Origin of the sequence: Flavobacterium azooxidireducens, assembly GCF_023195775.1 — a bacterium.
GTDB classification, from domain to species: Bacteria; Bacteroidota; Bacteroidia; order Flavobacteriales; family Flavobacteriaceae; genus Flavobacterium; species Flavobacterium azooxidireducens.
Genome location: NZ_CP096205.1, coordinates 1,427,721 through 1,441,357, shown reverse-complemented (window position 1 = coordinate 1,441,357; position 13,637 = coordinate 1,427,721). Strand labels below are relative to the sequence as shown.

Sequence of the window (13,637 nt, the reverse complement as noted above, 5' to 3'; positions counted from 1 at the left end):
ACCTGCAAAAATAATTTAATGAAAAATAGTACGATTTTAACTCATCACTAATTCTGAAACACGTGGTGTAACTTTTCTTCATTACATTCGTTTTAAGCGGTTTTCAAATGTAAAAAAGGCAAACTATTACGCTTGCCTTTTGGTTTTAAATTTTATTTAAATATTGATTTGCAACTGTTTAAATTGTAGATCTTGGTTCATCACTAATTATGGAACATTACCAATTATTGGATTTTTTACACTGGATCAAACCACTCTCTCTTTTCAGCAACTTTAATTAAGTGATAAAGGGTTATAACAGGCTTTTGGTTATTGACAATTCTTTTAAATCTCAAAAGATTTATAAAATACTTTAAATCCAATTTTGGCAATGGATTAAAGTATTTGTCAATGTCCAGATACCCTTTTTCAACTTTAAATTTCTCAAAAAAAGATTCCATTAAAAAATATGCCTCATCAGCTAAATAATCAGGTTTGTTGATGATTGTGTTAATATTATCACTTTCAGAAATTATTCGTTTTTCCTTAAAAAAAGTGATTACTTCTTTTTCTACTTCACTCATTATATTATTTAGATTATATATTTAGTTAGAAACAGAATCAAAAAGACCATACCCCCCTCCAGCTGTTTGAAAACCTCCAAAAATAGGAGAATTTCTACCTAAGAAAGTCCCCCAATCTTTAGCTGGGCCGTATAAAGTCGGCAGCCTTGATACAGGTAAATTTTTAAATCCTAATAATTTTGTAAAATATGCAGATGATACTAAGGTTTCTTTAGAAGCTCCAAACCCTACCTTAAATCCAACTGAGGACTTTAAAATTTTGGTAGTTCCCATTTTAATTAAAGTTATTCCTGAGCCAATATTAAAAACATCCAATACCAGATCTGTTAATCCCATACCAACACCTTGAGGACCAATCATTGAAATAGAATATCCGTTTTCTCTAAGAAATGAACCTAATAAGCCTCTTTCTGTTGCCATAACCTCTTCTTCGTCAACAAATATTCTGTCATGGCCGTCTCCGGTTCTTTCTACTTCCACAGTTTTATTTTTAGTATTTATTCTTACATTATCATCTCTTTCTACTTCATAATCATTCTCTTCACCGTTTCCATCAATTTCATGACCAGCATTATCAATATCCGTTCCATAACTAAGCCTACCTGTTTTCCAATTATAGTTTAGTCCTTTTGCTGCTCCTGCCTGCATTCCATCAGGGTCAATGAAATAAATTGAATTATTATACGCATAGTTATAAGGTGTCCAACGTCTTGAGTTTTCTGCCAACGGGTCAATATTCATCCATCTACCTAAAGCAGGGTCATAATTTCGTGCATGATAGTCGTAGAAGTTAAGCCCCAGCTCGTCTTGCCATTCCTTCCCATTGTACTTATACTTATTCGCCAAAGCAGAACTATCCTCATTATACCGCTCGTGTTTCATCCCAAACGGATAATAATGATTTTCTTCTAAAATCTCATTAGATTCAATAGTGCCGTTTTGGTTTAAATCACAATACTTTAAGCGAATGTTGCCTAAATGATCCGTATAGTTGAAAACGTGTTTATATGTACTGGTTCCTTCTTTAATTACATATCCTTCAGCATGTGGAAAAAATTTAAGAACGTTGTTTTCGTATTGATATCCTCCTGCCATGTATTTGGTGATGGTTTCCGTACTTCCTTGGGTGACAATTTTTTCTGTTTTTATACCTAAGGCATTGTAAACATACTCAATTTGTCCTGAATTTGCAAATGTAATTTTAGTAGGTAGATTTAAATGATTATATACTATCTCAGTAATTCCTTTGTTATGATCTTTAGTCATATTACCAAAATCATCATACTCATATTCAATAGCTAAATTTGCTCCATCAACAAATCCTCCGTTGTTTGTTGGGGTAGAATCGTCGGTTAGTTTGATTAATTGATTTGTGTTTTCTCGGTATTCATAAGTTAAATCGTCTATCTCTATGGTGTCTAATTCATCTTCTAAACTACTGTTTCTTTGCAAACCCTTGATGTTTCCGTTTTTGTCATACTCGGTTATTTTTTCATTATACGCATGGACGAGAAAATCATTTTTGTGATAAACGGCTTCGTTAAACGGTTTAAGTTGTCGTATTTATAGCTGTATCTTCTCCATCACTAACTTTGAAACACGTAGTGTCATTTTTCTTCATTACATTCGTTTTAAGCGATCTTCAAATGTAAAAAAGACGAACGATACTGTTCGTCTTTCTGTTTTAATTTTTGATTATGAATTGATTTATAAATGGTTAAGTAGTGATTTTTGTTTCATCACTAACTTTGAAACATTACCCATTACCACATCACATTATTGGGATTTCAATAATTTTTGTAGTGTCCTGTATATTTAAATAATCTATTGCTTTTGGTATTTTTGAATTACCAAAAATTGTTTTAATATCGTCTTTTGATTCTTCACAGTTTCCTTCATAAGCCTTTAATAGATAATAAACAGCCATCTTATCAAGTTCTTTACTTTCCATGTATCTTGTGTGTATATACATATAGTAATATGCTTTAGGATAATTATATTTCTGAGCCATAATAGTTGAGAAGTAAAACTCCTCTTTTGTGTTTACGCTTGAAACACATATGTTGTATAATTCTTCAAAATCTTCAGGCTTTCCATTATTAACTACTATTTTTCTTAGGCTGTCCATATATGTAGAATTATTGTATAATTTTGATTCAATATTTTCTGCTAAACTTTCTTCAATTATTTCTTTTTTCTTGCTACAGCAAGTAAAAAGTAGAAAGAGTGTTGTAATTATAATTATTCTAATCATGATTATTTTTTTTGTTGTTCAATTGCATTAAGTGGTTTAGTTTTCAAGTATTCTTGAAATGGAATACTTTTTAATCGTTTGCCATTATTGTAATAAATGACATTACCATTATTATTAACTCCAAAAACACCATAAGTTACGCTTCCATCCGAATATGTTCTTTTTCCCATGGTAGCTTTGTCAGAAAAGCCGGCAACTGTAACATTTTTATAAACAGCAGAAAATCTAGCCGCTATTGAGTTTTTACTGTCTCCCGATGAGCAAGCAAACAGATACAATGTAATTTGTTCTCTCTCACTTTCAGGCTTACTCATAACTTTATTCCACTCAGGGCTAATCTCCATCAAGAGCTTATTGAGTTCTTTAACGTCGTAAATTAACTTTTTATTTCTCCATCCTTCTCTTCTGTCTGAAATTGCTCCATCATACGTACCATGTGCATAAACTGTAAAAATACCATCACCAATTTCATAGTCTCTAGACTCAACAACATCGTTATGAAGATTTGCATAAACCTGCTCAATTTTGTCACTATTCATCTCTGACCCAACTTTATCTTTTGAGCCTTTACGTTTCTGAAACAAATTTATAGGAGGCTCTTCATTCAAGCTAGCTAAAGCACTTTCAACATTTGAACTTTCTCCTGAACTTTTATCAATATATCTTTTCTCATTCCAATCATAGTATATACTTGCTGTCTGAGAAGCTTCAGCCTGCATTCCATCAGGGTCAATGAAATAAATTGGATTATTATACGCATAGTTATAAGGTGTCCAACGTCTTGAGTTTTCTGCCAACGGGTCAATATTCATCCATCTTCCTATTGCAGGGTCATAATTTCGGGCATGATAATCATAGAAGTTAAGCCCCAGCTCGTCTTGCCACTCCTTCCCATTGTACTTATACTTATTCGCCAAAACAGAACTATCCTCATTATATCGCTCGTGTTTCATTCCAAACGGATAATAATGATTTTCTTCCAATATTTCATTGGATTCAATAGTACCGTTTAAGTTTAAATCACAGTATTTTAAACGAATATTGCCAAGATGATCTGTGTAATTGAAAACGTGTTTATAAGTGCTTGTTCCTTCTTTAATTACATATCCTTCAGCATGTGGAAAAAATTTAAGAACGTTGTTTTCGTATTGATAACCTCCTGCCATGTATTTGGTGGTGGTTACTGTACTTCCTTCGGTTACAATTTTTTCTGTTTTCTGACCTAAGGCATTGTAAACATACTCAATTTGGCCTAAACCTGCAAAAATAATTTAATGAAAAATAGTACGATTTTAACTCATCACTAATTCTGAAACACGTGGTGTAACTTTTCTTCATTACATTCGTTTTAAGCGGTTTTCAAATGTAAAAAAGGCAAACTATTACGCTTGCCTTTTGGTTTTAAATTTTATTTAAATATTGATTTACAAATGGTTAAATTGCGAGTTTTTGTTCATCACTAACTTTGGAACATTACCACATTACCCTATTCGGTTTTATTTTTTGACTCAAAAGTAAACAAATCGAAATCTGTTGTTTTATAAGGAGTATTAATAAATATTGAATTCTCTTTTTCAATTTTCATAAAGTTTGAATTAAAACCTTCAACAAAAATAAAATTAGGAGAACCAAAATGAATGGGTTTAGAAATTATAGATCCATTATCAAAAAAAAACAAGAAGTAGGTATGATCTGGATACTCTTCATATTCATAATTGGGCAAGATTTTACCTGTTTTAAAAAAAATATTAATTCTATTTATCAAATTTACTTTATCAATAACAATTATATAATCCCAAGGTTTGCAATTAAAGACCTTCTTAAAATCGAATTCTGCACCTACGGACAAGCTTTCAATAGGTATATATTGTTCATTTAAGCAAGAGTCCTTTAAATTATTTCCATTACTAAATTTGAATACAAGTACTATTACTATAATTAACAAAAGAAATCCTAAAAAAAAATTTATTTTACTCCCTAGGACCATATCTGAGTGCCCATTGTTTTGCTTTTTCATAATTTTCTCTTTTTTTAGTGATATTTGGAATTGTATTTTGATTCAATATTATTATTTCATTATTCATTACCGCATTATCAAAGTAATACTGAAAACTTTTTTCAAAATCAAGACTAAGGTTTTTTAAGGCGAAATTAATACCCCATTCATTATTGTGTAAATCCATCCTTCCCCATGGTGAATCCAAATTATTTACTTGTATCCCTTCTGAGTTTCTAAATAATTGATTTTCATGGTGAATACCAAACTGTCTAGCAATTTCTGGACCTAATTCTTTAGTAATTAAATACATCCAGTAGGTATGTCGAAGTGCATCTCCATAACCGCCATTATTTTGAGTTGTACCATTTGAAAAAAGTTCTTTCGCTCCTGCTTTCGCAGCTGCCGCTTTAATTACAATTGCCTCGTTGGGATTATTTTTAAACCATTCTTTATCACTTTTGGACCATGACCCAAAGGACCCACCAATGATACTACTTGGACTTTTGCTTTTTTTTCCCTTTTCCCCTCCAGAATCATTCTCACCACCATTACCATCATCTTCATAACCAGCATTATCGATATCCGTTCCATAACTAAGCCTACCTGTTTTCCAATTATAGTTTAGTCCTTTTGCTGCTCCTGCCTGCATTCCATCTGGGTCAATGAAATAAATTGGATTATTATACGCATAGTTATAAGGTGTCCAACGTCTTGAGTTTTCTGCCAACGGGTCAATATTCATCCATCTTCCAATTGCAGGGTCATAATTTCGGGCATGATAATCATACATGTTAAGCCCCAACTCGTCTTGCCACTCCTTCCCATTATACTTATACTTATTCGCCAAAGCAGAACTATCCTCATTATACCGCTCGTGTTTCATCCCAAACGGATAATAATGATTTTCTTCTAAAATCTCATTAGATTCAATAGTGCCGTTTAAGTTTAAATCACAATACTTTAAGCGAATGTTGCCTAAATGATCCGTATAGTTGAAAACGTGTTTATATGTACTGGTTCCTTCTTTAATTACATATCCTTCAGCATGTGGAAAAAATTTAAGAACGTTGTTTTCGTATTGATAACCTCCTGCCATATATTTGGTGGTGGTTTCCGTACTTCCTTGGGTGACAATTTTTTCTGTTTTTACACCTAAGGCATTGTAAACATAAACAATTTGTCCTGAATTTGCAAATGTAATTTTAGTAGGTAGATTTAAATGATTATATACTATCTCAGTAATTCCTTTGTTATGATCTTTAGTCATATTACCAAAATCATCATACTCATATTCAATAGCTAAATTTGCTCCATCAACAAATCCACCGTTGTTTGTTGGGGTAGAATCGTCGGTTAGTTTGATTAATTGATTTGTGTTTTCTCGGTATTCATAAGTTAAATCGTCTATCTCTATGGTGTCTAATTCATCTTCTAAACTACTGTTTCTTTGCAAACCCTTGATGTTTCCGTTTTTGTCATACTCGGTTATTTTTTCATTATATGCATGTACGAGAACATCGTTTTTATGGAAAAGGGCTTCGTTTAACCGGTTTAAATCGTCATAGTTATAGCTGTAGCTTCTTAAATGATTATCATTAGCTGTTTTCCAGAAGGTTTCGGCAATATTGCCGTTGTAAAGAGGTTTTATGCTTCCGTTTACATCATTTTCTACTGTGTTGTAGTTGATTTTAAAGGCAAATAAATCCATTGGGTCTGTTACTTGTTGAAGATTTGCTCCGTCGTTTATGCTCAACAACCATCCTCGGATATTGTATTTATAATCTATTTTTTGTAGAGGGGTGGCGGCAGATACATCGGTTCCGCCTATTCTTTTAACCATAAGATTACCCAATTCATCATAACTGTTATGTGCTATTAGTTGAGGTGTGCCGTTATTAATTTGTTGAATGTGTTTCACCAATTTGTCTTGATCGGAATAGGTGTAAAAATCCCTTGTTGTTACACCGGGCGACTCACTACTGATACGTTTGTGAAGAGTAACAGTTCGTTCTACTTTTCCGGCAAAGTCATATTTAGTATCAATTTGTGTACAGCCACCATCTCCACGTTCTCCGTTTCGGTTAAAAACCCTAATTGGTCTTGATTTTTGTCATAGAGTGTATAACTGGTTTCGTTTCGATAGGAGCCGGCAGTTCTAAGTAAACGTGTCCATGATCCAGTAACCAGTCCGATCGGTTTTCGGGAATTGTTGTAATATACTTCTTGTTCTTCAACTTCCGCAGGAATGGTTGGTGGGTTTGGGTAGTTGTAATCATCATAATAAGTTACATTCAACACATGATAGCCCGAGGTTGGCCATGCAGTATTGCTGTATCGGTAGGTGACACCCATTATCGTTACATCCGGGGTGTTTTCAGTTTTACTTTCGCTAAACACTGTTTGTCCATTAATTCCTAATTGTAAATTTTTACGTTTTGTATTTGTTATTGAGTCCGAACTTATCCATCCGGCTAAAATGGGTCGGTTAAATTTGTCGTATTTAGTGATTGACCAACCATTATCAGTTCGGTCACTAAATGGTGGTGCAGTGGGTCCAACACCTACCACACGATCGAGTTTGTCGTAAAGGATAAATTCCCATAACTTGCCCGGTATTTTTTTTGCTACTAACCGATTTCGGGAATCATATTTGTATTGGTAACACAAACCGTTAAGAATCGTTTCATCAATGGTTGATGTTGTATCAACTAATGGCGGAATTACATAGGTTAAATTGCCGTAAATATCATATACATAATAGGTGTCGTGTGGATCGTCATTGTTATAAGTTCGCTTTAAAACTACTTGACCTTGTTTGTTTTTAAATTCTTCGGTGGTGTTGTTTAAACCGGAAGCTTGTTTCCAATTCTCATCTTTGGTAATGGTTTTATACAATTGATTTTCTGTATAATGTCCATCTTTAACAAGTGCGATAGTATATAGACCTTCGGTTGCAGACCATTCGGTTACTGCTTTAAAATAAATTACTTCTTCATGTTTATTGGTTTGATAATCGAATTTAATGGTTTTGCCATTGGTTTTTTCCCATGGGTCGCCCGGTGCTGCTTGTTCAAATACTCTGGAAAGTGGGGAGGCTTCCAGTACTTTTTCGCTATACGGATTGCCTGTTGTTTCAAGAAAAGGGTTGCCTGATAGTGAAACGTTAGGGGTGGCATAAAAACTCATTGTATTTGCCTCTCCATTAGGGTCAAAATTTACCAAAGCACTCGAACGCACATAAGGCAGGTATTCTTTGGTTTGTCTCCCAAATTCATCGTAACCAATATGCACAATGATGTCTTTTCCGGTGTTGGATTGTTTATGAGCAACTTGTTGAATGGGTCTGCCGAGTCCGTCGAAGTATTGAATTGTAACGGCTACATCAGCTGGATTATCAACATCAATTTGTTCCTCTGTGGAAGGTTTTTTATACGTTGTGTTTTTGATGTAATTTTGTTCCTGTGCAAATAACAAAACAGGAAGGACTAAAAATAATATATATAGTTTTTTCATGGCTTGTCTGTTTAGTTTTGGGTTCTGTAATGGTATTCATTTTCAGAAAGAATGTTTCCCTGATGGTCTATGACAAATTTCAAACGACCAAAGCTATCATATTCATAGGTGGTTGTTTGTTCTTTGGGATCAGTTATTGTACTGACACCGACTAACGGTTTGTAAGTGAGGGTTGTAATCATACAATCTGCAAAAGCAGCAAGAGAAACTCTTAAATTATTTAATGCAGTCAAAACAAGGCTTTCATCATAAACCGAAGGAACGTCGGTAGAATTATGGATAGCTTCTATAGCATTTGGAGGAATCTGATTATAACTAATGTTTTCGATTTTAGCTACGGGTAATGCTTGATTATACGCATAGATATAGCAAATTTTTATTCCATTTTCTTGTTGTACTTCTAACGTATTGCCTTTTTCATCCATTTCGTTAAATATAACTTTAACTTCTGTATTCTGTTCACCTTTGGCTGAATGAATAAATTTAGGAGCTACGAAGCTTGTTGTGTTTATTGTCCAGTTATTAAATTCAGTTTCTTGTTCAGATAACTTGTCACCTCCTTTAAAACTTTGAGTTACTAGAGGAACGTCTAGTATGTTTTTATTTTCAAGCTCTAATCGAAACGGTTTTGAATTCATTTCAGGATCCTTAGCGTAAAAGTATTTTGTACTATTTAAAATACCATCGCTGGTAGATTGCGTAATGATTGATGGACTGTAATGATTGTCGTATCTGTAATTATAATCAGTTCTTGTAACCAATTCTTCTCCATTATCATAATATTCGGTGGTTTTGGTTTTCCAAAGATCTACGGTACCACCAGTGAAATGATACGTTTTGTAACCAACTCGTTGCGGATGACCTAGAATAGTATCGTGACCAGTTGTTGTAAAAATTGGTAATCTAAAATTTTTCGAATTTTTCAGATATTGTGCTAATGAAATATCCAAATCCTCACTTATGTGCTTAGTTACCGGAATTGGCATAAATACGGATGGGTTAGAACTTTCCATAGAGTCTATTTCATCCCCATATAAATATTCATTTTCAATTTTCCTTACTAGGTTATATGAACCATTTAAGTTTTTCTTAAAAGTTTTAATACTCAGTTCTTTGCCTCTTAACCATTCATTATCTGTGGGTGGATGATAAGGAAAGTAATAATACAATCCTGTATCTAAAGGTATAGTATATTGATGAACTGTTTTGCCAATAGTATTTTCTCCCTCTCCAAAATACTCGGTAACCCATTCATAGCCTAGTGTATTGCCTTGATAAGTTGAAAATGGTTCACCAGGAACATTACCCATTGGATTAACGACATGTAATCCTTCACTCCATGAACTAGAATTCCGAGAATAAAAACTAGCAAGTCCTAGCAGATAACCACTGGTTATCCCTGTTTCAGGATTTAAGTATTTGTATGTTTTAAAAAACTCTACATTATTTAAATCATCACGATACTCAATTTTCTTAATTCTTTTTCCTGATGTATAAATTAAATTACGTTCAACTTCTTCAATCCAATCTAAATCAACGTTAAAATGTTCTGATGTTGTACTGGTAGGATCATGATTTATATTTTTTGGTTTGACTGATAATACATAATCTCCGGGAGGAACGAGTGTGTTTACGTATTGACTATTAGGGGTAACAGGTAGGGGCACTACAAAAGAATCATCACTTAGTCTGCGAATTGTTACAATAAAATCACAATTATTGTAGTTTACACTATTACAATTTTCATCCCCAGTCATATATGTCCTGTATTTAAGCTGGCCCACTAGTCCTTCAGATATCGAAAATGCTTTTCTATAAATATTTTCAGATGGCGAATAAACTAATTGACCTCTGATACTGTCATAATCGGCGTGACTTAACGGTGTTAACAACATGTGTTTTTCTGCTATTGGGTTAGTACCGTCATAAACAATAGTATTAGGAAAAGTATTTAAAACTTTATTATGTTCGTAATGAAAATGAATGCTACCTCCCTCGGGCTTGATAATTTTCTTTAGCAAACCTGCTTCTGATTTTAACGTGTCAACTGCTCTACTTGAATTTGAATGACCTAAATAATCTTTTAAAAATTGACCATTGGTTCTACCATTAAAATATCCCCAATAATCAATTGAATTAGAATGTCTGCTAGGTAATAATTGTTCGTCATATTCAAATTGATAAGGCAAAACCATACTATTTTCATCATTTTGTATTTCTAACGATTTTAAGAAAAGTCTTTTTTTAGCTCGTTCATCCATCCCATTAAGATAAAAATTAGTATTTCCATCGTCTTGAGCCAAAGTATAATCATATGTTAATTTGACTTTCTTAACTACTTTATTATACATATCATACATTGTTATCTCTTTTAGAGCATTACTTCCAAATATGTCTTCCCGATCAGTTTCAAAATAATTGAATTCTAACTTTCCTTTTTCAAAATGAATTTCTTTAATTCTCTTTTGATTACTTATTACATTTGAAAAATATGATTTATACTCACTTGGTTCATTTTCATGATCAAATTTGTCATATGATCTTCTATGAAAGAAACTTTGTTCGTTTTCATAAATAAATGATATTTCTTTACCTAGTTGGGTTTTTATTTTAGTCAAATGCCATGTATTTATTACTAATGGATCGGATGATTCAGAATTAGGAGTATAATCGCCAGATTCTTTAGCTACAAAATTTATTGTTGAATAATCTGTGTCTGTCATATTATTTTCACCAAAGTAGAATGTATTACCACTACCATCAATTATTTTAAATCCATCGTTTGATCCAAAGTCTGTCCTAATAATTTTTATATTACTAAATTTTTGCATTAAGATTTCACCATCATTATAATCAAAAATAAATTTACCGTTAACTCCCAAGAAATCAAAAAAATACTGATCTGGTATTAAATCGCATTTTCTGTCATTTTCAGGACTGTGACCTTGAAAATCAAATATATTCCACCTCATATTAACGTTAGAAAACAAGTCATTATAATTATTCATTTGACAATAACTATAGCCATCATAATAACCTCTCATTTGCTTTGAGACCATCCCACCATAATTAAGGCTCCATCCAAGTCCAACTCTGGAAGCTACTTCAGCTACTTTAATTCCTCTTGAATGATAACTAATATTTATAGGTATTTTTACTCCGTCTGATTCAATCTCAAACAAAGGAATATTCATATTGGCTAGACCACTATATAAAGAAACCGGAACTTCAGTAAATTTAAAAACGGATGCTGCTTCAGGTGAAGGAGGAACTATAGTAGGCATACCTTCTTGACCGATAGCAATATTACTGAGTAGTAATGTGTAGCAGATAATATATATTTTTCTCATTTTTTTCGTAGTATTAATTTTTTATTCCTTTAATCACCTTCACCCCATCTTTCTGCACATTTGTTCTAACCTCAATCACATAAATCCCCTCTGGTAATCCACCCAAATCCACGGGAATGGTGCGTTCTTTAGTTATGTCAAAACTTTGCAGTTGTCTGCCCCCTAAATCAAAGACCGAACAAGTTCCTTTTTCATATTCATAGCCAATAATAACATTGGTGTACTGAGCCGTTGGATTAGGAAAGGCTTCAATAGCAACCTTGTCTTCTTTACGTTTATCTTTGTCTTTGAGTTTCACAATCCAAAAGTCATTTTTTCCAATAGAAGATTTCTTATCCCCTGATGCTTTCCCTGTACTAGTACCTGCCATTAAATAACCTCCATCTCTAATCTCTATCGCTTTTTTCAAAACATCTTTTCCTCCGCTTCCAATTGATTTACGCCAAATTTCTTCACCATGCTCATCAATCTTAATGGCTATATAATCATTGATGTCTTCTTTATCTTTTTTCTTTGTGCCATAAACTTCACTACGAGCATGACATCCTAAAAGCATCGAATGATCATCATTTTCTATTAGAGAAGTCAGGTAGTCAGATTTTCCGATGTTATAGGCTTTCTGCCAGAGTATTTCACCTGTTTCATCTATTTTTATCAGCCAGATGTCCATTCCTTTACTATTGGCAGTGTTTTTATTTCCGCTGGTTCCTGAATTGGAACTTCCTCCCAAAATAAAGTTGCCGTCATAAGTTTGATGTATAGCATGTAGTTGATCATCCTCTTCTCCTCCATACACTTTCTGCCATTCTTGTTGACCTTTGTTATCGAGTTTAATAACCCAATAATCACCTAACCCGTAATTTTTTTCTGTTTTATTGCCTGATTCAGGCGAATTAGAATAACCTCCCACAATATATCCACCGTCTTTAGTCTGTTCAATGTTTCGAACAACATCTGCGAATCTTCCTCCAAAACTACTTTGCCATTCGATTTCTCCTTTTGAATCGAGTTTAACGATCCAATAGTCTAAATTTCCAAAACTATTTTGATTTTTTGTAAATTGTTTTTGGACTTGTGATTCATCTTCTAGACTATTTGAGCTTGATGTAGCCCCTAGAATATAACCACCATCTATAGTTTTTTTAATACTATGCAGTTGTTCCTGTCCTTTTCCTCCAATTGTTCTTTGCCATAGTTCGTTTCCTTTGGCGTCTAACTTTATTATCCAAAGATCATCTGCTCCAAAAGACACATCTTTTTTGTCTCCTCCCTTTGGAGAATTGGAAATCCCAGCAAGAATAAATCCACCATCATTTGTTAAAGCAATGCTTTGAAGTAAGTCTGAACCTGTTCCTCCAAAACTTTTTTGCCATTCTAAATCGCATGTTCGTCCATTTTCCAGAGCCAATAATCCAAGTCACCTTGATTGGCATCGGTTTTTTTTCCGGTTTTCCCCGACAAGGAACTGCCTGCTAAAATAAATCCATAATCAGCCGTAGGAACAGCATCAAATAAATAATCGGCGTGTTTGCCGCCAATGGATTTTTCCCAAAGTATATCCTGAGCAAGGCAATTAATTCCAAACAGAAAAAATAGTAGTGGGATAAGGCAAAAGTGTAGTGTGATTTTTTCATACAATGAATTTAATGGTGAATAAATGGCAAATTAAAACTCTTCAAAAAATATTACTTTACGGACTTTCCGTAATTTTTATTTTCTATTTGGAATTTACGGCAAATTATAGAACGTGTTTAGATACATTTTACAGAAAATCTGTAAAAATTGTTAAAGTTTAAGAAAGTAAATTTACAAAAGGGAGCATACTGCGTATTATGAGAATATTTTCTTTTTGCAAAATTTCTTACTAACTCTCAACACATTACAATTTTAGAATAAAAATAAACACTAAACGATACCCACTTCTAGTGATTTTTTTTGTCTCACTAAAAACAGGGGGC

General features: G+C 33.2%; 10 protein-coding genes. All 10 read right to left on the bottom strand.

The features are described 5' to 3' along the window. Positions 1–236: 236 nt before the first annotated feature. The gene (locus M0M57_RS06400; RefSeq protein WP_248436359.1) at positions 237–563 is read right to left on the bottom strand and encodes a DUF1493 family protein; all 327 of its coding nucleotides are present in this window, start codon (positions 561–563) and stop codon (positions 237–239) included. Between the two features lie 21 nt (positions 564–584). After that, positions 585–2,015 (bottom strand): RHS repeat domain-containing protein, encoded by a 1,431-nt coding sequence (locus M0M57_RS06395; protein WP_248436358.1) that lies wholly within the window; start codon positions 2,013–2,015, stop codon positions 585–587. A gap of 319 nt (positions 2,016–2,334) precedes the next feature. After that, positions 2,335–2,817: a hypothetical protein gene (locus M0M57_RS06390; protein WP_248436357.1), complete on the bottom strand. Its 483-nt coding sequence runs from the start codon at positions 2,815–2,817 to the stop codon at positions 2,335–2,337. Between the two features lie 2 nt (positions 2,818–2,819). Continuing rightward, positions 2,820–3,983 carry an RHS repeat domain-containing protein gene (locus M0M57_RS06385; protein WP_248436356.1) on the bottom strand — a complete coding sequence of 388 codons (1,164 nt, stop codon included), beginning with the start codon at positions 3,981–3,983 and terminating at the stop codon, positions 2,820–2,822. A 320-nt stretch (positions 3,984–4,303) separates the two neighbouring features. After that, positions 4,304–4,834, bottom strand: a complete 531-nt coding sequence (locus tag M0M57_RS06380; protein ID WP_248436355.1) for a hypothetical protein — start codon at positions 4,832–4,834, stop codon at positions 4,304–4,306. Then, positions 4,788–6,734 carry an RHS repeat domain-containing protein gene (locus tag M0M57_RS06375; protein ID WP_248436354.1) on the bottom strand — a complete coding sequence of 649 codons (1,947 nt, stop codon included), beginning with the start codon at positions 6,732–6,734 and terminating at the stop codon, positions 4,788–4,790. The genes M0M57_RS06380 and M0M57_RS06375 overlap by 47 nt, the downstream gene beginning before the upstream one ends. A 92-nt stretch (positions 6,735–6,826) precedes the next feature. Then, positions 6,827–8,329 (bottom strand): DUF6443 domain-containing protein, encoded by a 1,503-nt coding sequence (locus M0M57_RS06370; protein ID WP_248436353.1) that lies wholly within the window; start codon positions 8,327–8,329, stop codon positions 6,827–6,829. Positions 8,330–8,340: 11 nt separating this feature from the next. Next, on the bottom strand, positions 8,341–11,679 hold the full coding sequence (locus tag M0M57_RS06365) for a hypothetical protein (RefSeq protein WP_248436352.1): 3,339 nt from the start codon (positions 11,677–11,679) through the stop codon (positions 8,341–8,343). Between the two features lie 13 nt (positions 11,680–11,692). After that, positions 11,693–13,087, bottom strand: a complete 1,395-nt coding sequence (locus tag M0M57_RS06360) for a T9SS type A sorting domain-containing protein (protein ID WP_248436351.1) — start codon at positions 13,085–13,087, stop codon at positions 11,693–11,695. Beyond that, entirely contained in the window at positions 13,054–13,317 is a 264-nt protein-coding gene (locus tag M0M57_RS06355; protein ID WP_248436350.1) for a hypothetical protein, read from the bottom strand. The genes M0M57_RS06360 and M0M57_RS06355 overlap by 34 nt, the downstream gene beginning before the upstream one ends. Between the last annotated feature and the right edge of the window lie 320 nt (positions 13,318–13,637).